The organism is Nocardia jiangsuensis, assembly GCF_042650385.1.
Classification (GTDB): Bacteria; Actinomycetota; Actinomycetes; order Mycobacteriales; family Mycobacteriaceae; genus Nocardia; species Nocardia jiangsuensis.
The window spans coordinates 204,147-224,624 of sequence record NZ_JBHSAX010000003.1 but is presented as its reverse complement, the minus strand read 5'-3'; the positions used below and the strand labels follow the sequence as shown (position 1 = coordinate 224,624).

24 protein-coding genes are annotated in these 20,478 nt (G+C 72.7%); 12 read left to right on the top strand and 12 right to left on the bottom strand.

What is annotated here, in order from left to right; translation table 11 throughout:
* Positions 1-20 precede the first annotated feature (20 nt).
* The 3 genes from ACFO0B_RS02930 to ACFO0B_RS02920 all read right to left on the bottom strand — a co-directional run bounded on the left by ACFO0B_RS02930 (position 21) and on the right by ACFO0B_RS02920 (position 1,782).
* A complete protein-coding gene (locus ACFO0B_RS02930; protein WP_378610705.1) occupies positions 21-764 on the bottom strand; it encodes an HAD family hydrolase in 744 nt (247 codons plus the stop codon).
* 5 nt (positions 765-769) lie between these two features.
* Positions 770-967, bottom strand: a complete 198-nt coding sequence (locus ACFO0B_RS02925) for a hypothetical protein (RefSeq protein WP_378610704.1) — start codon at positions 965-967, stop codon at positions 770-772.
* Positions 968-1,161: 194 nt separating this feature from the next.
* On the bottom strand, positions 1,162-1,782 hold the full coding sequence (locus ACFO0B_RS02920) for a YdcF family protein (protein ID WP_378610703.1): 621 nt from the start codon (positions 1,780-1,782) through the stop codon (positions 1,162-1,164).
* Positions 1,783-1,969: 187 nt separating this feature from the next.
* On the opposite strand from ACFO0B_RS02920, the gene ACFO0B_RS02915 reads away from it, so the two are divergent.
* The 3 genes from ACFO0B_RS02915 (at position 1,970) to ACFO0B_RS02905 (ending at position 4,602) form a co-directional block, all read left to right on the top strand.
* Positions 1,970-2,926 (top strand): DNA polymerase domain-containing protein, encoded by a 957-nt coding sequence (locus tag ACFO0B_RS02915; protein ID WP_378610702.1) that lies wholly within the window; start codon positions 1,970-1,972, stop codon positions 2,924-2,926.
* A gap of 43 nt (positions 2,927-2,969) precedes the next feature.
* Complete coding sequence (locus ACFO0B_RS02910) at positions 2,970-3,557, top strand: DUF4126 domain-containing protein (RefSeq protein ID WP_378610701.1); 588 nt, start codon at positions 2,970-2,972, stop codon at positions 3,555-3,557.
* A gap of 85 nt (positions 3,558-3,642) precedes the next feature.
* Positions 3,643-4,602 (top strand): undecaprenyl-diphosphate phosphatase, encoded by a 960-nt coding sequence (locus tag ACFO0B_RS02905; RefSeq protein WP_378610863.1) that lies wholly within the window; start codon positions 3,643-3,645, stop codon positions 4,600-4,602.
* Between the two features lie 7 nt (positions 4,603-4,609).
* On the opposite strand, the gene ACFO0B_RS02900 is transcribed toward ACFO0B_RS02905, so the two are convergent.
* Positions 4,610-5,164 carry a TetR/AcrR family transcriptional regulator gene (locus tag ACFO0B_RS02900; protein ID WP_378610700.1) on the bottom strand — a complete coding sequence of 185 codons (555 nt, stop codon included), beginning with the start codon at positions 5,162-5,164 and terminating at the stop codon, positions 4,610-4,612.
* Positions 5,165-5,251: 87 nt separating this feature from the next.
* On the opposite strand from ACFO0B_RS02900, the gene ACFO0B_RS02895 reads away from it, so the two are divergent.
* The gene (locus ACFO0B_RS02895; RefSeq protein ID WP_378610699.1) at positions 5,252-6,064 is read left to right on the top strand and encodes an SAM-dependent methyltransferase; all 813 of its coding nucleotides are present in this window, start codon (positions 5,252-5,254) and stop codon (positions 6,062-6,064) included.
* 113 nt (positions 6,065-6,177) lie between these two features.
* Here ACFO0B_RS02895 and ACFO0B_RS02890 read toward each other — a convergent pair whose 3' ends face one another.
* Entirely contained in the window at positions 6,178-7,773 is a 1,596-nt protein-coding gene (locus ACFO0B_RS02890; protein ID WP_378610698.1) for a TROVE domain-containing protein, read from the bottom strand.
* Positions 7,774-8,078: 305 nt separating this feature from the next.
* On the opposite strand from ACFO0B_RS02890, the gene ACFO0B_RS02885 reads away from it, so the two are divergent.
* Complete coding sequence (locus ACFO0B_RS02885) at positions 8,079-8,582, top strand: hypothetical protein (protein WP_378610697.1); 504 nt, start codon at positions 8,079-8,081, stop codon at positions 8,580-8,582.
* On the opposite strand, the gene ACFO0B_RS02880 is transcribed toward ACFO0B_RS02885, so the two are convergent.
* The 3 genes from ACFO0B_RS02880 to ACFO0B_RS02870 all read right to left on the bottom strand — a co-directional run bounded on the left by ACFO0B_RS02880 (position 8,572) and on the right by ACFO0B_RS02870 (position 10,611).
* A complete protein-coding gene (locus tag ACFO0B_RS02880) occupies positions 8,572-9,390 on the bottom strand; it encodes a class I SAM-dependent methyltransferase (protein WP_378610696.1) in 819 nt (272 codons plus the stop codon). The genes ACFO0B_RS02885 and ACFO0B_RS02880 overlap by 11 nt on opposite strands.
* A 70-nt stretch (positions 9,391-9,460) precedes the next feature.
* Positions 9,461-9,988, bottom strand: coding sequence for a hypothetical protein (locus ACFO0B_RS02875; RefSeq protein ID WP_378610695.1), 528 nt, complete (start codon positions 9,986-9,988; stop codon positions 9,461-9,463).
* Between the two features lie 155 nt (positions 9,989-10,143).
* The gene (locus tag ACFO0B_RS02870; protein ID WP_378610694.1) at positions 10,144-10,611 is read right to left on the bottom strand and encodes a MarR family winged helix-turn-helix transcriptional regulator; all 468 of its coding nucleotides are present in this window, start codon (positions 10,609-10,611) and stop codon (positions 10,144-10,146) included.
* 72 nt (positions 10,612-10,683) lie between these two features.
* Between ACFO0B_RS02870 and ACFO0B_RS02865 the strand changes: the two genes are divergently transcribed.
* The 3 genes from ACFO0B_RS02865 (at position 10,684) to ACFO0B_RS02855 (ending at position 13,750) form a co-directional block, all read left to right on the top strand.
* A complete protein-coding gene (locus ACFO0B_RS02865; protein ID WP_378610693.1) occupies positions 10,684-11,790 on the top strand; it encodes a GDSL-type esterase/lipase family protein in 1,107 nt (368 codons plus the stop codon).
* A 107-nt stretch (positions 11,791-11,897) separates the two neighbouring features.
* On the top strand, positions 11,898-12,689 hold the full coding sequence (locus ACFO0B_RS02860; RefSeq protein WP_378610692.1) for a thioesterase family protein: 792 nt from the start codon (positions 11,898-11,900) through the stop codon (positions 12,687-12,689).
* Between the two features lie 116 nt (positions 12,690-12,805).
* Positions 12,806-13,750, top strand: a complete 945-nt coding sequence (locus tag ACFO0B_RS02855; RefSeq protein WP_378610691.1) for a hypothetical protein — start codon at positions 12,806-12,808, stop codon at positions 13,748-13,750.
* Positions 13,751-13,901: 151 nt separating this feature from the next.
* Here ACFO0B_RS02855 and ACFO0B_RS02850 read toward each other — a convergent pair whose 3' ends face one another.
* On the bottom strand, positions 13,902-15,557 hold the full coding sequence (locus ACFO0B_RS02850; protein WP_378610690.1) for a cutinase family protein: 1,656 nt from the start codon (positions 15,555-15,557) through the stop codon (positions 13,902-13,904).
* 179 nt (positions 15,558-15,736) lie between these two features.
* On the opposite strand from ACFO0B_RS02850, the gene ACFO0B_RS02845 reads away from it, so the two are divergent.
* Positions 15,737-16,318, top strand: coding sequence for a PadR family transcriptional regulator (locus ACFO0B_RS02845; RefSeq protein ID WP_378610689.1), 582 nt, complete (start codon positions 15,737-15,739; stop codon positions 16,316-16,318).
* Complete coding sequence (locus tag ACFO0B_RS02840; RefSeq protein WP_378610688.1) at positions 16,315-16,755, top strand: nitroreductase family deazaflavin-dependent oxidoreductase; 441 nt, start codon at positions 16,315-16,317, stop codon at positions 16,753-16,755. Before ACFO0B_RS02845 ends, ACFO0B_RS02840 begins: the two co-directional genes overlap by 4 nt.
* 145 nt (positions 16,756-16,900) lie before the next feature.
* On the opposite strand, the gene ACFO0B_RS02835 is transcribed toward ACFO0B_RS02840, so the two are convergent.
* From ACFO0B_RS02835 to msrB, 3 genes are all read right to left on the bottom strand, one after another.
* Positions 16,901-17,443 carry a YaeQ family protein gene (locus tag ACFO0B_RS02835; RefSeq protein ID WP_378610687.1) on the bottom strand — a complete coding sequence of 181 codons (543 nt, stop codon included), beginning with the start codon at positions 17,441-17,443 and terminating at the stop codon, positions 16,901-16,903.
* A gap of 263 nt (positions 17,444-17,706) precedes the next feature.
* Complete coding sequence (gene msrA, locus ACFO0B_RS02830; RefSeq protein ID WP_378610686.1) at positions 17,707-18,216, bottom strand: peptide-methionine (S)-S-oxide reductase MsrA; 510 nt, start codon at positions 18,214-18,216, stop codon at positions 17,707-17,709.
* Positions 18,213-18,668, bottom strand: a complete 456-nt coding sequence (gene msrB, locus ACFO0B_RS02825) for a peptide-methionine (R)-S-oxide reductase MsrB (protein WP_378610685.1) — start codon at positions 18,666-18,668, stop codon at positions 18,213-18,215. Before msrB ends, msrA begins: the two co-directional genes overlap by 4 nt.
* 190 nt (positions 18,669-18,858) lie before the next feature.
* Here msrB and ACFO0B_RS02820 point away from each other — a divergent pair, with 190 nt between their 5' ends.
* Together ACFO0B_RS02820 and ACFO0B_RS02815 are read left to right on the top strand one after the other, a co-directional pair.
* Complete coding sequence (locus ACFO0B_RS02820; protein ID WP_378610684.1) at positions 18,859-19,542, top strand: GNAT family N-acetyltransferase; 684 nt, start codon at positions 18,859-18,861, stop codon at positions 19,540-19,542.
* A 41-nt stretch (positions 19,543-19,583) separates the two neighbouring features.
* The gene (locus ACFO0B_RS02815; RefSeq protein ID WP_378610683.1) at positions 19,584-20,462 is read left to right on the top strand and encodes a GNAT family N-acetyltransferase; all 879 of its coding nucleotides are present in this window, start codon (positions 19,584-19,586) and stop codon (positions 20,460-20,462) included.
* The last annotated feature ends 16 nt before the right edge of the window (positions 20,463-20,478 follow it).

Genomic DNA, 20,478 nt, shown 5'->3' with positions numbered 1-20,478 from the left:
CGCGCAGCCCGGTCGACCGATTATCGCGGCCGTTGCGACGGCTCCGCTTGGCCCGCCCCGAACGCCGGCGAGCCGGCGACCGGCCCGCTCCCGGAGCGGTTCGCGCGCTGGAACCCGAGCCGCTCGGCGATCTCCGCGATCCCGGCCTCGGTGAGCGAGCCGAGCACGAGATCGGCGCGGGAGAAGTCGAGTTCGACGGTCATGGCATTGGGCACCGCGACAGCGCGCAGCCCGGCCGCCTTCGCGGCGGCGATGCCGTTGGCGGAGTCCTCGACGGCGATGGCGTCGGCGGGGTCGATGTCGAGGGTGTCCAGGGCGAGCCGGTAGACGGCGGGGTCCGGCTTGCGCCGCGGCACCCGGTCGCCGGTGGCGAGCACGGCGAAGCGCTCGCGCAGCCCGAGCCGCTCCAGGTGCGGGCCGACCCAGGGTTCGCTGGAGCTGGAGGCCAGCCCGACGGCGAGGCCGAGCGCCTTCGCCTCGTCCAGCCACGCGAGCACGCCCGGCCGGACGGCCTCCGTCGCGATGAGTTCGTGGTGCCTGGCGAGCCGGGCGGCGCGCAGCGCGCCCTGGTCGATGGGGTGCCCGACGAGCTCCTCCAGGTGCCGGGCGGCGTCCCAGCCCGTGGTGCCGATATTGGCGGTCCAGAGCGTGCGGTCCAGCGTGGCGCCGAGACCGGTGTAGGTCTCCTGCCACGAGGTGTAGGAGGGGGTCTCGGTGTCCAGGATCAGACCGTCGAAGTCGAAGATCACCGCACGCAGCGCCACCGCTTTCACCCTACGCGGGCGATGATCCCGCGGACGCGGGTGCCGTCCGGGAGGGTCAAGGGGATGGCGATCTCGCCCGGTGCCGGGTCGGCGTCGGACGGCTCCGGTGCGCGGACGAGCGCGATGTCGGTGGCGCCGGGGGCGGGTCCGACGAGCACCGTCGGGTCGGGGGTGTCGCTGGTCTGCGCCGCCTGCGCGGTCACCGCACCGCGGACCAGCGCGGTCAGCTGCGCGCGGGAGACCGCGCCGGCCGGATCGCCGAAGCGGAACCCACCCGCCCGGTGCGGCCCACCCCGCCCGGCGTACCACGGCAGCCAGGCCGCGAGCGGCTCCAGCTCGGACGGGACCAGGTGGTGCGGTGCACGATCGCCATGTCCGTGCAGTCTGCCGGATCGCGCTACGGACCGAACTGCCGGACCAGCGCCGGGAGCTGATCCGGCGTCAGCCCGGCGATGACCACGATCCCGGCGTCGTCGAAGAGCGAGCGGGCGCGGGCGATGTGGTCGGCCGAGGTCACGACCACGGCATCACGGATGCCGATATCGCGCAGGATCCGCGCGGTGAATTCGGCGTTCTGCCGCGTGGATTCGGCCGCGGACTCGATGTGCACGCGGGCAGGCGCGATTCCGTGCGCGACGAGCCAATCCGCCATCGCCGCCGCCTCGGTGACGCCCTGTTGCGGATTTCCGCCGGTGACGACGACCGGCGAGGCGGGTGCGAGCAATGCCTGGACATAACCGGCCTGGAGCCGGTGCACCAATTCCGGCCGCATACTGCCGTCCGGAAGTAACCCGTAGCCGAGAACGACCACGGCGGTCTCCGGTCCGCGCACCGCGGGCGGCGCGGCCACCGTCGTCGCCCCGGCCGGGATCAGCCCGGTGAGCAGCGGTCCCGGCGCGGCGGAGCCGGAATCGGCTGACGCGGTGGCCGGGATGGCGACCACGGCGGCCAGCCCGAGCAGCGCACCGCCTGCCCTGCGGAGTGAACGGGGTGCGGGCTTGCGATGCCTACCGGCCATGGAATTCCCCTGAACTGCTTGTGAACGAATATCGTTCATCGTCCGGCGGCGGAACCGCGGAAATCGGTGAACGCGGTTTGCCTGGAGGGTTCACGAGCTGCGTGCGCCGGGCATTGGAATCGGAAACTATCGGCTTGTGACGCGCTACCGGCCCGGTCGAAAGGAGTTGTGACGGTAGGGTGGGCGCATGAGCGCCGGTGAACAGCGCGACGGGGTCGAGCTGACGAATCTGGACCAGCCGCTGAGCGAGGACGCGGCCGCCACCAAGCGTGACCTCGTCGACTACCTGGACGCCGTCGCCGACCGCATCCTGCCCGGCATCGCCGACCGCCCGCTCACCGTGCTGCGGGTACTGCGCGGCCGGGCGCCTTTCATGCAGAAGAACGTGCCCGAGTACACCCCGGACTGGGTGCGCACGGTGCCGATGTGGGCGGAGTCCTCGCACCGGGAGGTGCGTTACGCGCTCTGCGACGACCGGCGCACGCTGCTCTGGCTCGCCAACCAGCGCGCCATCGAATACCACCCCACGCTCGGCCTGGCCGCCGACATCTACCGCCCCACCCACCTGATCCTGGATCTGGATCCGCCGCCGGGCAGCGATTTCGCCGCCGTCGTCGCCGTCGCGCACCTGGTGCGGCAGGTGCTGGCGGACTGCGGGCTGGCGGGCGCGGTGAAGACCAGCGGCGCCAAGGGCGTGCACGTCTTCGTCCCGGTCGACGACAGCGCCCCGGTCGACGACGTCGCGGCCGCGACCCGCGCGCTCGCGGCACGGGCCGAGGCGCTCGACCCGGACCGCGCCACCACGGCTTTCATCGTCGAGGACCGGAAGAGCAAGGTCTTCGTCGACTCGACGAGGGCGGGCGGCGCGACCGTCGTCGCCGCCTACAGCCCGCGGTTCCGGGCAGGCACCCCGGTCTCCTTCCCGCTGGACTGGTCCGACCTGGACCGGATCACCCCGGCCGACTTCACCGTGCGCACCGCGCTCGACGCGCTCGGCGGGCGCGACCCGTGGGCGGCGGCCATGCCTGCGCCGCAGCGGCTGCCCGCCGAGCTGATCGAGCACGGCCGCACCATTCCGGTGGCGCGGGTGGCCGCCATGCACGAGGGCAAGCGCCGGGCGCGGGCCAAGCGGGCGGCCGGGTAACGATCCGGACAACCACCCGAAAACCGCACCTAGACTCGCAATCATGAGTAGTTGGGTGCTTCCGCTCTTCCTCGGGCTCGGCCTCGCGGCCGCCTGCGGGTTCCGTGCCTTCCTGCCGCTGCTCATGCTCAGCGTCGCCGCCCGCTTCGACCTGTTCGGCCTCGACCTCAACGAATCCTTCGCCTGGATCGGCTCGACCGGCGCGCTGCTGGCGCTGGCCGTCGCGGCGGGCACCGAGCTGCTCGCCGACCTCATCCCCTACGTGGACAACCTGCTCTCCGTCGTGGGCAATGTCACCGGGCCGATCGCGGGCGCCATCGCCGCGGGCTCGGTGTTCCAGACCGCCGATCCGAGCACGGCCGCGATCGCGGGGATCATCGTCGGCGCCCCGACCGCGCTCGCCTTCAGCGCCACCCAGACCGGGGTGCGCGCGGCCAGCACCGCGGGCACCGGCGGTCTGGCCAATCCGGTCGTCTCGATCGTGGAGAACATCCTGACCTTCTGCACGGCGCTGCTGGCCATGGTGCTGCCGGTGCTCATCCCGGTTCTGCTCGCCGGGCTGCTCTACCTCATGTGGCGGGTCACCCGCCGGTTCAGGCAGCGCCGCGCGGCGGTGGTCGCGGCCGCCTGACGGCAATTCGCCATTCGCCGCCCGCCCTGTACCGTCGCTGAGGACATCGCGGGCGAGAGAGTGTGGAGGGTGCGTGGGCGAGTCGATGACCTGGGTCCAGGCTTTGGTACTCGGGCTGGTGCAGGGGCTCACGGAGTTCCTGCCGGTCTCCTCCTCGGGGCATCTGCGGATCGTCTCGTCGGTCTTCTTCGGCGAGGACGCGGGCGCCTCGTTCACCGCCGTGACCCAGCTCGGCACCGAGGCCGCGGTGCTGGTCTACTTCGCCAAGGACATCGCGCGGATCGTCGTGGCCTGGTTCGCCGGGGTCGGCGAGCGGCTGCGCGGGAAGCGTGAGCCCGCCGAGCAGCCGGTGCCGCTCACCGACCAGGTGACCACGAAGCTGCCGGTCTACAACCCGGGCGACCCGGCGACCATGAAGCTGCCGGTGGTCACCGACACCGCCGACGCGCAGCGCGACCTCGACTACCGCATGGGCTGGTACGTCATCATCGGCACCATCCCGATCGGGCTGCTCGGGTTCCTCTTCAAGGACGAGATCCGCACCGGCGCCAGGAACCTGTGGGTGGTGGCGATCATGCTCATCGTCTTCGCGCTGGTGATCGCCGCCGGTGAACACTACGGGCGCAAGGAACGGCCGCTCGAACAGCTCAGCACCAGGGACGGCATCGCCATGGGGCTGGCCCAGTGCCTCGCGCTCGTCCCCGGTGTCTCCCGCTCCGGCGCCACCTCCACCGCCGGCCTCTTCCTCGGCCTGGAGCGCGCCGCCGCCGTGCGCTTCTCCTTCCTGCTCGCCATCCCCGCGGTCACCGCCTCCGGGCTCTTCAGCCTCCCGGATGCCTTCGAACCGGCGGGCGAGGGGCTCAACGCCTCCGGCTCCCAGCTGCTCGTCGCCACGATCCTGGCCTTCTTCGTCGGCTACGCCTCGATCGCCTGGCTGCTCAAGTTCGTGGCCGACCACTCGTTCTACTGGTTCGTCGGCTACCGCATCATCCTCGGCTTCGTCGTCATCGGGTTGCTGGCCACCGGGGTCGTCGCGGCCACCTGAGCCCGGCTCAGAGCCGCGCGAGGATATCGAGGGCGAGCCGGGTGGCCGCGGCGTTGCTCTGCGCGTCGTCCAGCTCGAGGTCGCCCATCATGGACAGGCTCCAGCTGATGGTGAGCAGCGCCTGCCGCGCGTGGAAGACCGCCAGCGGCGCCGGGTCCGGCCCGGCGACCAGGTCGGCGAGCTCGCGGAACTCGTAGCGCAGCCCGGTGCCGATGCCGAGATCGCGGAAGGCGGGCTGGTTCTCGCTCCAGAAGCGGATCATGCTGCGGCCGAGGCCGTGCAGCAGCGCGCCGTAGCGCAGCACGATCTGCTCCCCGCGCTCGCGGCCGGGCGGCTCCCCCCGCGCCCACTCCACGATGTCGTCGACCCCGCGGCGCAGATCCTCGGAGAGGCTCACCACGATGTCTTCCTTGGTGCGGAAGTGGTAGTAGAGCGCCGCCTTGGTGACGCCGAGCCGGTCGGCGATCTCGCGCAGCGAGGTCTTGTCGTAGCCGCGCTCGCCGAACAGCTCCATGGCGACGGTGCGGATCCGCTCGCGGGTGTCGCTGCGGCGCTTGTCCATCGCGCTCCTTCACTTGACGATCGGCGAGGTGGCAGCCTACCGTGCGAGATACCTAGCCGGACGGCAAGTTAGTATCAGGAGGGTGGCATGGGATCGGTACCGACGACGGGGGTGGCGATCACCGCGATCGGGGTCGCGGTGATTCGCGCGCGGGAGAGCGAGCGGGCGGATCGGCTGTACGACGATCCGCTGGCCGCGGCCTTCGTGGCGGCGGCGCGGGCGGGATTCCCGGCGGAGCGGTGGGCGCGGCTCACCGCGCTGGCCGGAGAGTTCGCCGCGTGGCGGACGGTCGGGGTGCGGCTGGTGGACGATCGGATCCGCGCCGGGCTCGCGGCCGGCTTGCGGCAGATCGTGCTGCTCGGCGCCGGGCTGGACACCCGCGCCTACCGGATGGGATTACCCGGCGATGCCGTGATCTTCGAGATCGACCTACCCGAGACGTTCGCCTTCAAGGAGCCGGTGCTGGGCGACGCGGTGCCGAGCTGCCGGCGCGAGGTCGTGGCCGCCGATCTGCGCGCGGACTGGGACGCGGCGCTGCTGGAGCGCGGATTCCGCCCCGAGCTGCCCACGCACTGGATCGACGAGGGCTCGCTCGGCTACCTCACCGAGGAGTGGAACCAGGGGGTGGTGCGCACGCTGACGGCGCTCTCCGCACCGGGCAGCTGGTTCGCGACCGCCCGCGTCACCGCCGACCAGGGCGCCCTCCGCTACCGCGAGCTGCGCGACCTCGTCGGCGCCCCCGGCCGTGCCCCGGACACCGCCTTCGACGCCGAGCGGTGGCTGCGCGACCTCGGCTGGGATACCGAGTTCCGCGGCTGGAACGCGGCGGCGGCGCCGTTCGGCCGCGCGGTCGCGGTTCCGGACCCCCAGGTCGGCACCGTCCACGCCGTCCGGTGCTGACTGCCGGACCTCATGGACGCCGGCGACAACGGCCCGCTGACGCTGATCGGCTGGACCGTCGGCACTGACCGACGACGAATCCCGCTCCCCCGTGCCGAGGGAGCGGGATTCGATCACCCGCGGGCGAAGTCGGCCAGCAGCGTGGGCACCGCCGCGTCGAAACCGGCGACGTCGAGCATGCCGGCGTCGGACGGGTCCGCGATGCTGAAACCGGTCGCGGTCATCCCGACCACCACCAGCTTCGCGGCCGGATTCACCTCGCGCCGATACTGCTTCAGCGCCTGGAAGGGGTGCACCTTCCCGGCCCAGGTCTCGTTGTCGGTGTACACCGAGAACACGTCGACCTCGAGGCCGGTGCGCAGCGCGTGCAACATGGGCAGCGAGCAGTCGGTCGCGCCGAACGGCAGGTTCGCCGTGCCGGCGAGCACGTCGTCCAGCCGCTGCCGCGGTCCGATCCGCAGCGGCCGCAGCGCGGAGCCGTCCTGCCAGCGCTTCCCTGCGGCCGTGAAGCCGACGATGGTGTGCCGCCGCTCGGTGGCCGCGGTGACCATCGCGAGGGCGGCCGATGCCTCCCGCGCGGTGATCGGCAGCCCCGCGATCGTCGCCCCCATCGACCCGGAGACGTCGAGCGCGAGCAGGTGCCGCTTCCCGGTCGGCCGGACGCCGTCGAATGCCGCGTAGAACGCGGCGTCCAGCGCGTCGATCACCGGCCGCGACGGCTGCCAGCTGCCGCCACCGCGCACCCCGCGCCCGGCGGCGTAGGTGCGCAGCGCGACCAGCACCGAGATCGGGTGCACCCGGCCGCGCCGCAGCCGCTCACCGTCGGTGAGCTGCGCGCACACCGCCGCCGTGCGGTCACCGAGCGGGTCGAGCAGGCCGAGCCCGGTCAGCCGCGGCAGCTGCCGCAGCAGCGCCGTCTGCGGAATCCCGTTGTCCAGCAGCGCCTCCCAGACCGCGCGCTCGCCGAGCGCGTGGTCGGGCAGCATCTCCCAGGACAGCCGGTACTCGCTGACGAGGCCGGGCAGCGCGGCGACCGGAGCCGTCCGCGCCCGCTCGAACCCCTCGACGATCCGCAGTCCGTCCAGCGCGGGCCCGCGCCCGCAGATCCAGTCGAAGAGCCGCTTGCGGTCGTCCTCGGTGGTCCGCGGGTGCGCCAGCCGCAGCAGGTCGCGGTGCGACCAGCCCTCGCGCTGCCGGTACTTGACCGTCTGGAACGCGAGGTCGTCGACGGACGTGGCGGTGTACCAGTTCGCGACGCCGCGGCGCAGGCCGCGACCCCAGCCGCGGAACTGCTCGATGTAGCGCGCGAACAGGAACAGGTGCGTGCCCGTCCGCGCCACCAGCGGCAGCGCGTCCAGCGCGGTGCGCCGCCCGGCGGCGTCACCGAGCGAGGCCGCCGCGGCGAGCGCGAAGAGCGCCGGGTTCTGCTTCGGCGCCCGGCCCGCGGTGGAGATCGCGACGATCTCGCGCACCAGGTCGTCGGTGCGCTCCCGCGCGAAGCTCAGCACGACCTCGGCATTGTCCGCGGTCAGCTCCTGAGCGTGCACGTAGAAGGTGCCGCCATCGGTGCCGAGGGTCAGGAAGCGGCGCAGCCGCACCTCGGGCGTCACCGCGAAGACGAAGCCGCCCGCGGAGTTCGGCACCTGGTCCGGACGCGCCCGCTCGCCCTGCGGGGTCTTCCGGCGATTGATCTTCGACAGCACGTCCATTGTGGTTCCTCCTCCCGTGCGGTCACGGCGATCCGGGTGGGCGGTCGTGGTGTGCCGACCGACAAAGTGCTCTACCAGCTGAGCTACGGGAGCACGCGCTCCCGGCAGGACTCGAACCTGCGACCGCTCCAGTGAAAGTGGTAACCGATCAACTCCGGCCCGCCCACCTCGGATTGCCTGGAACGAACTGTAGAGAACGAGCACCGGCGGCCGCCAACCATTTTCGGCGCGACCCGGGATCGGTAGGGTGGCGGCGGGTCCTACGGTCGTCCGGACCCCGCCACCGCGCCTCCGGAGAACCGACCATGAGATTTCGCGCTCGCCCCGCACCCGCGCCGACGCCCGGCCGCGCCACCGTCCGTGCGGTCCGGCACACCGGGGTCGGCGTGCGGGGCAGGCCGCAGCTGCGGCTCGCGCTCGCCGTCGAGGCAGGCGGGCGCCGCTTCGACGCCGACACCCTGCTGGTGGTACCGCTGAGCGAGATGTCGCTGCTGCGCCCGGGCGTCGTCCTCCCGGTGCACTGCACCGGCCGGGAGGTCCGGATCGACCGGGACCGCACCGAGACGGGGGTCGCCGCGGAGGCGGTGGTGCGCTGGTTCGCCGTGCCGGGCGAGGTGCGGGCGGGCAGGCCGCTGGTGCTGCTCGGGCTGCTGGTGATCCGGCCGGACGGGAGCGCCTTCCACACCCGCACCGAGCAGTACCTGCCCGCCGCCGCGCTCGGCGAGGTCGGGGTCGGGTGCGCGGTGCGGGTGCACTACCTGCCCTCCGCCGAGCGGGAGGTAGTGGTGTCGCTGCTGGTCAGCGGGTAGCGGCAGGCACCATGCGGATGCCGGACCCGATCGGGTGCATCGTGCGTGTTCCGTACTCGACCAACACATCTCCGGCTGCGCGATCCTCGAGCAGGGCGAAGCCGGAGCCCTGGAGCAGGGTGCGCGCCTCGTCGGCGGTGAAGTAGCTGAGCCAGGGCTCGCCCGCGGCGGCGACCCGGTCCGCGCGGGCGCGCTGCTCGGTGGCGGTCTCCGGTGCGGGCGGCGCCGGGTAGTCGAAGACGAGGTCCGCGCGCTGGCCCGCGATGTAGCCGATGGTGTCGTCGATCGAGCCGCGGGTGAGGTAGACGACGACGCCGAGCCAGACGAAGATCGCCTCGGCCGTCCGGTCGAGCCCGGCGGCGGCGAGCCCGGCCGCGAGGGTCGACCGTTCGAAGTCGACCGGGGCGAAGGTGAGGGCCGGTGGCGGCTCGATTCCGGCCTCGCGCAGTCGGTTTCGCTTCCAGGACTGGGTGTCGGGGTGGTCCACCTCGAAGTAGCGGACCTCGGGGTGCGGGTTGCGGTAGGCGCTCGTGTCCAGCCCGGCGCCGAGGATCACCACCTGGCGGGTGCCGCGGGCGATCGCGGCGGCCACCCGGTCGTCGGCGAAGCGGCTGCGGGCGGCGATGACGAGGCGGCGCACCCGGGCCACCTCGGGGTCGCCGCCGTCGAACTCGCCGGCGGGCGCGCCGTCGCCGATGATGCGGCTCGCGAAGGGGTCGGTGAAGATGCGCGGATCGTCCAGTGTCTGGTGCTCGGCCCGAGCCGCGGCGACGGCCAGCGCGGTCCGGCTCGGTTGCCCGGTCTCCACACCGCCACCCTACGACCCGGCCCGGTCAAGATCCGGTCCGGCCGCCGGAATCGGAATCAGCGGGCCCTGATCACGGCTTCTTCCGGCCGGGGAGCGGGTGCGGCAGGAAGCCGTCGGCGAAGTGGAGCAGCGAGCCGCAGTCGTCGCAGCGGTAGGCATGCTGCTGGTCCACCAGCTGGCCGAGCTCACTCGGGGCATCGGTCATGAACCCGGTGTGGCCGGTGAGGAAGCCGATCCGCCCGAGGTAGCTGCGCGGCCGTTCGCACCACGGGCAGTCCAGGTCGATCCGGGCCACCCGGCGCTCGATCTCGGCCGCGCGCTCGGCGATCCGCCGCACGGCCTGCCGCACGTAGTACTGCCCCTCGGAGACGGTGATCCGGCTCGGCTCGCTCCACGGCCCCTCGTACCCGGTCTCCGGCGCGGTGCGCAGGTGCGCGAAATCGGCCGCCGAGGCGGGCACCACCCGGCTGCCCCGGAATCCGCCCTCGGCCCGGAAGGTGACCTCGGCGCGCGAGACTCCCCTCGGCAGTCCGTCGTACAGCCTGACCCGCCGCGGGTCCCGCGCGTCCGGGGTGTACTCGATCCCGTGCTTCGCCACGCCGGCCACGCTAGCGGCGCCGGGTTACCACCACGGTAATTCCCGGGGCATACGAACAGTGCCGTTCTTGGATACCGTGCCGGCACCGCTCGACGGAAGGCCATCCGGCAAGGTGTAATGCGCTGCCGATGTTCCTCGCCTCGGTCGGCGCCTGATCACGGGTCGACGCCGGCGACGGCGTCCGGATTGGCGGCATCGCGGACGATGCGCAATGCCTGCACGAGGCCGTCCAGTTGCTCCGGGGTGAGCAGGCCGGTGAACCACCGCTCGACGGCGGCCAGGTACTCCGGAAGCACCTCGGTGAGGGTGCGGGCGCCGGCGTCGGTGAGGACGGCGTGCGCGGCGCGGCGGTCGGCGGGATCGAGCACCCGCTCGACCAGGCCGTTGCGGGCCAGCCGGTCGACGAGCCGGGTGGCGCCGCTGGTGGAGAGCGAGACCTGGATCGCCAGGTCGGTCATCCGCAGCCGCCGCTGCGGCGACCGGCTGAGCCGCATGAGCGCGTTCAGGTCGAGTCCGGAGAGCCCGGCCGCCTTCCAGGTCGGCTCCAGCCGCGCCACCAGCCCGTCGTGCGCCTCGAACAGCAGGCCCATGGTGGTGAGCCGGGGATCATCGAACAGCGACATGCTCCCGAACCTATCAGATACTTGCCATGCGGAAAGTTGACGTGCGTAATATACTGGCGTACACCTGGAGCGGTGAACACTTCCGCAGTATGGCTCGCCGGATTCCGCGGCGGCCTGATCAGTCCGCACGAGCGGATCCGGCTGGCCGAGCCGATCACCTTCGCCGACGCCACGGTGCGCCAGAGCCTCCGGCTCGCCGGTGGCGGCAGCCGGTTCCGGGTGCGGATCAGCAACCGGTTCGGCCGCACGGCGCTCACCGTCGGCGCGGCCCGGGCCGGCGAGCACGCGCTGCTCTTCGACGGCGCCGAGCCGGTCACCGTTCCCGCCGGAGCCGAAATCTTCAGCGATGCGGTCGATGTCGCGGTCGAGCCAGGCGCCGACCTGGTCGTGAGCCTGTACCTGCCGGAGCCGACCGGCCCCGCGACGGCGGCCTCCCAGCCGGGGCAGACCGCGCTGGTCGTGCCCGGTGACCGGACGGCCGACGCCGACCTCCCGGACGCCGAACGGCTGCCGTACCGGGTGTTCCTCGACGCCGTCGACGTCTTCGCCGAGCCGCGGCCGGTACTCGCCGCCTTCGGCGACTCCTGGTTCGAGGGCGTCGGCACCACGCCCGACGCGCACCTGCGCAGCGTCGACGTGCTCAACCGGGAGCTCGGCCGCGGCTGGGCGGTGAACCTCGGCATCGCCGGAAATCGCCTGCTGCGCACCGAGGTCGGGCCGAGCGCGCTCGACCGCTTCGAGCACGACGTGCTCGCCGTCCCCGGCATCTCCCTGGTGCTGGTGAACTTCGGCATCAACGACCTCGTCCTCGGCGGCTACACCGGGGAGCGGCCGCCCACCGCCGCCGCGATGATCGCCGGTTACACCGAACTCGCGCGCCGCGCGCACGACGCCGGGCTGCCGATCCATGCCGCCACCATCGGCCCCTTCGCCGGCTGCGAGTACCCGAACCTCACCGTGGACGAGGGCATCCCGATCCGCCGCGAAGTCAACGAATGGCTCCGCACCACGACGGTCTTCGACTCGGTCGCCGACATCGCGCGGGCCGTCGAGGATCCCGCGCGCCCCGACCACCTCGCCCCCGAGCTCGACAGCGGCGACTGCATGCACCTCAACGATGCGGGCGCCCACCTCATGGCCGTCGAATTGCTGGCCGCCCTCCCCGCCGTGGTGCACTGAACCCGTGCCGAAGCGCACCTCGCCCTGCGGCGACGACCGGCGCGGGGACGGTGATGGACGCCTGTCCGAGACTGGGTAATGTCGATCATCCCAGCACAGGAGGATCGATGGTCAGCTTCTTCACACCGGACGGTGACGCGGTGATCCCGGAGCCGATCGCGCGCAGCGGCTGGGGCGGCGGGCACCTCGGCGGCCCCGGCGTGTGCGGGCTGATGGCGCGGGAGGTCGAGCGGTACTGCCCGGAGGGGTTCGTGCCCGCCCGGATGACCGCCGATCTGTTCCGCCCGGTGCGGGACCGGCCGATCACCGTGCGGAGCGAGGTGGTGCGCTCGGGCAGACGGATCACCGTCGCGGACGCGAGCATCGTGCAGGACGGCGAGGTCCGCGCCCGCTCGACCGTGGTCTTCCTGAGCACCGGCGCCGAGCCGCCGGGGCAGCTCTGGCGCCCGCGGCGCGAACTGCCGGTGCCTCCGGTCGGCATCGTGCCGCCGGAGGGCGGGCGCCCGCTGTTCCGCAGCGGCGAGCGGGACTGGTCCCGCGAGTACGGCGACCACCAGAACGCCGACCGCAAGATCTCCTGGCACGCCATGCCCGCGCTGGTCGCCGGGGAGAAGCTGACCCCGTTCCAGCACGCCGCCATGGTCGGCGACACCGCCAACCACATCTGCCACTGGAGTTCGGCAGGCGCCGGCTACATCAACGCCGACATGACGCTGACGCTCTCCCGGCTGCCGATCGGCTTCGAGCTCGGGCTGCGCGCGGAGGATTCGCTCGCCACCGACGGCGTCTCCGTCGGCACCGCGACCCTGTACGACCGCAGCGGCCCGCTCGGCACCTGCGTGGTGACCTCGCTGTCCAACGCGGACAAGCTGATCGACTACACCGCGCCGCGGCGCTGACCGGGCCTGCGCGCTCCGGTTAACAGCGGGCGCGCGCGGGGATATCTTCGAGCGGAACCCGCCGCGCGCCCGGACCCGGACCCCGCCGGACGGATTCGCATTCCCTGGAGGCAGCCGTGCCAACTCCCCTCGTCCGGATATCCGCAACCGCGGCGGCCCTCGCCATCGCCGTGCTCTCCCTGACCGCCTGCGACGACGAGGTCGGCACCGCGACCCCGGCCTCCCCGCCGGCCGCCGCCACTCCCGCGGCGGGCACGCCTGCGCCGGGCGGCCGCTCGGGGCAGTCGACCGTCCGCACCATCGGCAAGACCGGCTGGTACGACGACTTCACCATCACCGTGGACCGGGCCACCGTGGTCCCGGACCAGTACGGCGGCGCCGAGGTGACCGTCGACCTCACCTACGCCAACACCGGCCTCACCGACCGCATGCTCGGCCTCACCCCGACCCTGCTGGTCAACGGCGAACTCGACGGCGGCGCCACCTTCGACAGCCCGACCGTCGCCGCGGGCGGGAAGGGCAAGGGCAGCGCCTCCACCCCGGTGCGGTCGCTGGACGACGCCGAGCACCTGATCGACACCCTGACCATCGTCTACGGCACCGCCACCGACAACCAGACCATCATCCCGCTGGAGGCCGACGAGAAGGTGCAGAGCGTGCAGCCGCGCAGCTTCCCGATCTCGGCCACGCTCACCCAGGGTGACACCACCGCCACGATCACCGGCGCCACCCTCCACCCCAGCTACAGCACCGGCGACCGGGGCAGGTCCGACCTCTCGCTGCACGTCACGCTCACCGGCGGCGCCGGGATCCCCGCGGGCGGCGCCAACATCTACTACCAGTACTTCAGCGTGCGCACCCCCGACGGCCGCACCGTGCCCGCCGACTTCAAGGGCCCGATCAACGAACTGCTCGCCGCCGGTCAGACCATCGACAAACCGGACAACTTCGCGGTCTTCGTGGTCGACTCCCCCGGCACCGGCGCCTACACCCTTTCCTACAACGCACTCGGCGCCGAGGGTGAAGGCTCCGCCCCGACCGCGTCGTTCACGCTGAACTGACCCGCAAGACGCACCGGCTCGCCCTTCGCGGCCACCGTCGAGCACTCGCTCCACGGGGTGCTCGCCTCCCCCGTCGGGCTCGGACGGTACTTCTACCACGGTGCGACGACGGCGGCCCCGTCCGAGGACGGGGCCGCCGGTTCGGTTCCGCTCAGCGCGCGCCGGTCGTGGTCGACGTCGGCGATTCGGTCGTGGTGGCGGCGGAGCCGGTCGTCGTCGCCGCCGGCGGCGTCGTGGTCGGCGGCGCCGCGACCTGCGGGGTGGTGACCGGCGCGGGCGGCGTCGTGGTCACCGCGCCCGCTCCGGGGGTGGTCGTCCCCGCGGTCGTGCTGCCCGCGGTGGTGCTCGGCGTCGTGGTCGTCCCGCTCGGCCTGGCGGTGGTCGTCGCCGTCGGCTTGGCCGTTGTGCTCTGGACGGCGGCCTGCACGGTGGCGAAGTCCTCGGGCTGCGGCTTGGCCTTGGTCTCCACCGGCTCCCCGGCCTGGGCCTGCTTGGCCAGGTGGGTCAGCCAGGCGGCGGCGTACTGGGCCGAGGTGAGCGGCCGGTCGTTGTTCGGGTCGGCGTCGTCCCAGTAGTCGAAGTGGTGGCCGGTGTGGTCCGGGCCGAGGGTGAGCTGGTAGGGATCGCTCATGACCACCGGGATGGTGTTCTCGTTGGTGGCGATCAGCCCGATGATCTCGTCCAGGATCTTCTGCGGCAGGTAGGCCAGCGGTGACAGCGTGTCCGCGGCGATGGTGTCGGCCTTGGCCGGCTTCTGCGGCGCGGCCGCCGGGTCGTACTGCGGATCGGAGACCCGGAGCAGCACGTCGAGGAAGGTCTCGTCGCTCTGCATCCAGGTGCCGAGGCCCTGAGCCTGGATGTCGGCGAAGGCGGCCAGCGCGATCCGGCCGAGCGCCACCGCGACGTCGCCGCCGGTGGCCGGGGTCAGCCCCTCGGCCTGCAGCCGGTCGACGTCGAGCTGCCTGCCCACGTTCACCACGAGCTGCAGCAGCGAGATGTTCTCCGGGGCGGCGCAGGTCAGGTCGCCGTCCGAGCAGAACGAGGCTATCTTGCCGTCGAGCGCGCCGAAGCCGCCGAGGGTGCCCGCGACCGCGCCCTGCCCGGAGGCCGGGGTGCAGGTCGCGCCCTGGTACTTCTGGTCGAAGCCGTCGGGGTTGCTGCAGGCGTTGTCCGCGCCGATGAACGGGCCGTCGCCGGGCGAGCGGCCGGAGTCGGCGAGGATCACCACGCCGACCACGTCGTCCGGGTTCACGATGCCGTACTCGCCGTCGGCGCCCGGCTGCTGGTTGCCGATCTCCATGGCGACCCGGCGCACCACGTCGGCGCCCTCGCTGTAGCCGACGATGGCGAAGCGGGTGTCCGGGCAGGCGGCGCTGATCTCGGTCATGACCTGCTTGGTGTTCGCCACCCCGGTCTCGACCGCGTCCTCGTAGCTGGACATGTCCGCGGGGTAGGCGATGTAGACGGCGGCGTAGGAGTCCGGGTCGACGGCACCGTCGGGCGCGTTGACCACCGGGTCGACCCATTCGCTGTTGTGGTCACCGGCGAGCGCGGCGGGCAGCGGCTTGCCGTCGGCGTCGACCAGCAGTTTCGTGCTGTCCTCGGCGGGCGCGTCGTTGCGGCCCGCGACCGAGATGGTCACCATGTCGTGGCACTCGGTCACCGAGCTGGTGAGCTGGGTGGCGTCGTCGCGCCCCGGCGCGCTGATGGCCCAGGTGGCCGCCACGATGGCGACCACGCCGAGCGTGGCGGGTGCGATCACCGCGGTGGCGATGCGGTGGCGCGCGAAGAAATCCCTGAGAGGCATCCCGGTATCCGTTCCTGATCGACAAGCGGACGGACTGGCCCCCCGACGGGCCGTATGTCACCAGGCACGTCGGTATCCGAGGGGTTGGTGTTACGGGTGGTTCTCGGATGATCTTCCGGCACGCTGCTCACACCCGTATAGTCGAACTCGGTTATTCGACTTCGACCGAAGGGCCGTTGATGCCGCCCCGCGCCGCCCGCACCCCGCTCACCCTCGCGGTGCTGAGCCTGCTCGCCGAGTGCCCGCGGCACCCGTACGAGATGCAGGCGCTGATCCGCCAGCGCCACGTCGGCGACGTGGTGCGGCTGCGCGGTGGCTCGCTCTACGACGCCATCGCCCGCCTCGACGGCATCGGACTGATCGAGGCGGTGGGCTCGGATCGCAACGGCGCCCGCCCGGAGCGCACCGTCTACGCCATCACCGCGGCGGGCCGGGTGCAGCTCACCGAGCAGCTGCGCGAGTACCTGGCCGAGCAGGCGGAGGAGTTCCCGGTGTTCCCGGCCGGGCTCGCGCACGCCCTGCACCTGCCCGCCCCCGAGGTGGTGGCGCTGCTGCGCCGCCGGGCGGCGGCGCTCACCGCCCGGATCGCGGATGTCGACGCCGATCTGGGTGTGGCCACGGCCGCCGCGGTCCCGCGCGCGGTGCTGCTCGAAGCCGAGTACGCCCAGGCCGTGCGGCGCGCCGAACTGGCGTGGCTGGACGGCATCGTCACCGAACTGGAGTCGGGCGCGCTCGCCTGGCCGGAGCTGGAGGAAGAATGAATCAGGTCGCGCTGCCCCGCAAGGTGCGGTTCTTCAATGTCGTCGTCAAGGGGTTGCAGCGGGTGGGCATCGCGCTGGGCCCGGTCACCGTGCTGACGGTGCGGGGCCGCAAGAGCGGGCAGCCGCGCAGCACCCCGGTGACCCCGTTCCGGGTGGACGGCGCCGAGTACGTGCTGAGCGGCATCCCCGGCTCGGCGTGGGCGCACAACGTGCGCGCCGCGGACACCGTCGAGCTGCGCAGCGGGCGCCGCACCCGCACCGCGCGCATGGTGGAGATCCCGGTCGCCGAGCGCGGGCCGATCCTGCGCGCCTTCGCCGAGCAGGTGCCGCGCGGGGTGGCGATGATGCTGGACGCCGGCGTGGTGCGGACCGGCTCGGCCGATGAACTGGAGGCCGCCGCCGATCGGCTCGCGCCGTTCCGGATCGACCCGGCCTGAAAGTCGCTGCGGCTCAGTCGAAGAAGACCGGGGCGCAGCCGTCCGGTGTACTCCCCCGTGCGTGGTAGCGCGCCGTTCACGCTGCGCGAAACCGTAGGCGTCGCGGCCCGCTCGCCCGCCGCCTGATTCGGCGATCGACGACCCCTCACTCGATCCGGTGGTCGGTGACCGGCGAGCTCAGGTCGGTGCCGTTCAGCTCGACGTAGAGCACGTCCTCGGTCACCGAGACGCTCAGCGTGTTGCGCCGCTGCACCAACCCGGCCGCGGTGTCGACGAACTCGCGGTCGAGGGCGCGGATCGGGATCTCCGCCGCCCGGTGCACCTTCTTACCGGTGAGCTGGGCGAGCACCTTGACCGGGTCGCGGTGGGTGTAGACGGCGACCCGCTCGGCGAGTTTGCTGCCCCGGTGCACCCGCTCGGCGTCCGGGGCGCCGACCTCGATCCAGGCGGTGATCCGGCCGGTGTGGTCGCGGGCGAGCACGGCGGGTTCGTCGGTGGAGGAGACGCCGCCGTCGCTGAACGCGATCCCCTCCCGGTACTCCAGGCAGTAGGCGAGCAGCCGGGTGATCATGAACTCGGCGGTCTCCGAAGGATGCCGCGCCACGCGCGTCTCCCACTCCTCGTAGACGCCGCGGTCGACATCGGCCAGGTGCACCGCGAAGGTGTGCAGGGTCGCGCTCAGTGCCATGAACGCAGCAGCCTAGCCGGTGCCGAGCACCTGCTCGCACACCTCGGTACTCCCGGGAGTACGCACTTACGAGTGCGCGGGGGATCAGCTACACCGTGCTCACCCGCACCCTGCGCGCACTGGAGCGGTCGCCCGCTTCGACGACGGCACCGCCGCGCCGCGGGTCGACCACGCGCGCACCCCGGCCGGACGCGACCTGCTCGCCCCCCGACACGCGAAACGGCCCCGGCGTGGTCGCCGAGGCCGCCGCCGTGCCTACCGGATCAGGCGTTCGCGCGCTTGGGCAGCTTCCAGCCCGGACGCGGGAAGTGGCAGGTGTAGCCGTTCGGGTAGCGGATCAGGTAGTCCTGGTGCTCCGGCTCGGCCTCCCAGAACTCGCTCGCCTGCGTCACCTCGGTGACGACCTTGCCCGGCCAGAGCCCGGAGGCGTCCACGTCGGCGATGGTGTCCAGCGCGACCTGCTTCTGGTCGTCGTCCAGGTAGAAGATGGCCGACCGGTAGCTGGTGCCGATGTCGTTGCCCTGCCGGTCCTTCGTGGACGGATCGTGGATCTGGAAGAAGAACTCCAGCAGCGCCCGGTAGTCGGTCTGCGCCGGGTCGTAGACGATCTCCAGCGCCTCGGCGTGGCCGGGGTGGTTGCGGTAGGTGGGGTGGTCGTTGCGGCCGCCGGTGTAGCCGACGCGGGTCGACAGCACCCCCGGCTGCCTGCGGACCAGGTCCTCCATGCCCCAGAAGCACCCGCCTGCCAGAATCGCCCTACGCGTGTCGGTCACGCCTCCTCCTTCGTGAACAGAGCGGTGTACTGCCCGTATCCCTCCGCCTCGAGCTGATCGAGGTGGACGAAGCGCAGCGCCGCCGAGTTGATGCAGTACCGCAGACCGCCCTCGTCGCGAGGGCCGTCGGTGAACAGATGGCCGAGGTGGCTGTCGCCGTGCGCCGAGCGCACCTCGGTGCGGATCATCAGGTGGCTGAAGTCCTTCTTCTCGACGACGTTGTGCGCGTCGATCGGTCGGGTGAAACTCGGCCACCCGCTCCCGCTCTCGAACTTGTCGACCGACGCGAACAGCGGCTCACCGGAGACGACGTCCACGTAGAGCCCGGGCTCGTGGTTGTCCCAGTACTCGCCGGTGAACGCACGCTCGGTGCCGTTCTCCTGGGTCACACGGTACTGCTCCGGCGAGAGCGCCGACAGTGCCGCGGGGTTGCGGTTGTACTCCTGTGCCACACGACCTCCTCGTTCAGACTTCCCCTACAACCGCGGGCGGGCCGGGAAAAGTCCCGTCGTTCCCGGCCCGCCCGCACGCGGCTACTGTGGCGGGCGTGACTGCGCCGACGCCGTGCCCCGACTCCGGAGAACCCGCGCTGAACAGGTCATACCGGACACGGCACCGCGGCATCGGGGCCGCGCGCGGCGCGTGAGCGAGGCGGCGGGCAGGCTCCGGGTGCTGGCCGATCCCGGCGTCGCGGTATCGATCGCCCGGTTCCATCTGCGGCCGCTGCGCCGCCTCGCGCAGGCGGCGGGCAGCGCCGGGCTCGCACTGGACGTCACCGAGGTCGCGCCGTGCGGCAGCACCGTGCACGTGCGGCCGCCCCGGCTCACCGACGCACCGGCTTGGCGCAGGGCGCGGCTGCGCAACCGGGAGGCGATCGAGCCGTTCTGGGTGAGCACCGGCCGCGGCTGGGGCTCCCAGCACACCGACCGCGCCTGGGCCGAGCACTGGCTGACCGCGCGCTGGGGTGCCCGGCTCGGCACGCTGCTGAGCGTGGTGATCGAGGTCGACGGGCGGTTCGCCGGGCAGTGCGAACTGCGGGTCGAGGAGCACGACCGGCGCGGCGAGGCCGGGATCTGGGTGGATGCCGGGCTGGCCGAGCCGGGCACCGCGCTGGTCGCGGGGCGGCTGGTGCTCGCGCACGCCTTCGGCCCGCTCGGGCTGGTCCGGGTCGCGGCGCCGGTGAGCGTGCAGAACGAGCGCGCGGCGCGGTTCGCGGCGCGGCTCGGGTTCGTCCGCGAGGGGACCATGGCCGGCTACCTGACCGTGGGCGGGCAGCGCCGCGACCACGACCTGTGGGCCACCACCGTGGACAGCTGGCGCCTGTAAACCCTTGGCGCCGAGCCCGTACCGCTCGCTACCGTCGACGCATGGAGCTGCAGTTCACCCCGGACGCCGCCGCCTTCCTCGCCTCGGCGGGGTCCTACCTGGCCACCGACCCGGTCCTGACCACGGTGGTGGCCACGCTCGCCGACCGTCAGGTGACGCAGCGCGCCGACGGTGTCCCGCTCCCGGACGACCAGTGGTTCCTGACCGTCCGGAACGGAACCGAGGTGGTCGGGGCCGCGATGCGCACCGCGACGTTCGGCCGCCGCCCCGCCTACCTGCTCCCCATGCCCGCCGCGGCCACGCTCGAGCTCGCGCGGGTACTGCACGCGCGCGGCGAGCAGCTCACCGCCGCGCACGGCGTCCTGCCGGTCGCCGCCGATCTGCTCACCGAGCTGGCCCGGCTGGCGGGGCGCGGCAGGGTCGAGACCCGGGTGCGGACCCGGCTCTTCGAGCTCGGCACCCTGGAACCACCGCTCGGCGTGCCGGGCGCGCTGCGGGCCGCGCGGCCGGAGGAGGCGGAGCTCGCCGGGAGGTGGCTCGGCGCGTTCAACGCCGATATCGCCGCCGAGTCCGGGCACGGGCCGGACGAGGAGCGCGGCGAGCCGGTCGCGGACGACATCGGCTACCGGATCGAGAAGGGCAGGCTCCGGTTCTGGGAGCACGACGGGCAACCGGTGCACCTGACCGGCGTCAACCCCCCGGCCTCCGGCGTGGCTCGGATCGGCCCGGTCTACACCCCGCCCGAGCAGCGCGGCCGCGGCTGGGCATCGGCCGCCGTCGCCGAGGCATCCCGCGTGCTCGCCGCGGCCGGTGCCAGGGTCTGCCTCTTCACCGACCTCGCCAATCCCACCTCGAACAAGATCTACCAGCGCATCGGCTACCGGCCGGTGATCGACATGGTCGAGCTGGTCCTGGTGTAGCGCGCACACTGAATCC

What these genes read in the sequence shown, in the direction of transcription:
- ACFO0B_RS02920 (WP_378610703.1), bottom strand. Translation starts at nt 1,782, where the DNA reads ATGGCCGGTAGGCATCGCAAGCCCGCACCCCGTTCACTCCGCAGGGCA.
- ACFO0B_RS02915 (WP_378610702.1), top strand. Translation starts at nt 1,970, where the DNA reads ATGAGCGCCGGTGAACAGCGCGACGGGGTCGAGCTGACGAATCTGGAC.
- ACFO0B_RS02910 (WP_378610701.1), top strand. Translation starts at nt 2,970, where the DNA reads ATGAGTAGTTGGGTGCTTCCGCTCTTCCTCGGGCTCGGCCTCGCGGCC.
- ACFO0B_RS02905 (WP_378610863.1), top strand. Translation starts at nt 3,643, where the DNA reads ATGACCTGGGTCCAGGCTTTGGTACTCGGGCTGGTGCAGGGGCTCACG.
- ACFO0B_RS02900 (WP_378610700.1), bottom strand. Translation starts at nt 5,164, where the DNA reads ATGGACAAGCGCCGCAGCGACACCCGCGAGCGGATCCGCACCGTCGCC.
- ACFO0B_RS02895 (WP_378610699.1), top strand. Translation starts at nt 5,252, where the DNA reads ATGGGATCGGTACCGACGACGGGGGTGGCGATCACCGCGATCGGGGTC.
- ACFO0B_RS02890 (WP_378610698.1), bottom strand. Translation starts at nt 7,773, where the DNA reads ATGGACGTGCTGTCGAAGATCAATCGCCGGAAGACCCCGCAGGGCGAG.
- ACFO0B_RS02885 (WP_378610697.1), top strand. Translation starts at nt 8,079, where the DNA reads ATGAGATTTCGCGCTCGCCCCGCACCCGCGCCGACGCCCGGCCGCGCC.
- ACFO0B_RS02870 (WP_378610694.1), bottom strand. Translation starts at nt 10,611, where the DNA reads ATGTCGCTGTTCGATGATCCCCGGCTCACCACCATGGGCCTGCTGTTC.
- ACFO0B_RS02860 (WP_378610692.1), top strand. Translation starts at nt 11,898, where the DNA reads ATGGTCAGCTTCTTCACACCGGACGGTGACGCGGTGATCCCGGAGCCG.
- ACFO0B_RS02850 (WP_378610690.1), bottom strand. Translation starts at nt 15,557, where the DNA reads ATGCCTCTCAGGGATTTCTTCGCGCGCCACCGCATCGCCACCGCGGTG.
- ACFO0B_RS02845 (WP_378610689.1), top strand. Translation starts at nt 15,737, where the DNA reads ATGCCGCCCCGCGCCGCCCGCACCCCGCTCACCCTCGCGGTGCTGAGC.
- ACFO0B_RS02840 (WP_378610688.1), top strand. Translation starts at nt 16,315, where the DNA reads ATGAATCAGGTCGCGCTGCCCCGCAAGGTGCGGTTCTTCAATGTCGTC.
- ACFO0B_RS02835 (WP_378610687.1), bottom strand. Translation starts at nt 17,443, where the DNA reads ATGGCACTGAGCGCGACCCTGCACACCTTCGCGGTGCACCTGGCCGAT.
- ACFO0B_RS02815 (WP_378610683.1), top strand. Translation starts at nt 19,584, where the DNA reads ATGGAGCTGCAGTTCACCCCGGACGCCGCCGCCTTCCTCGCCTCGGCG.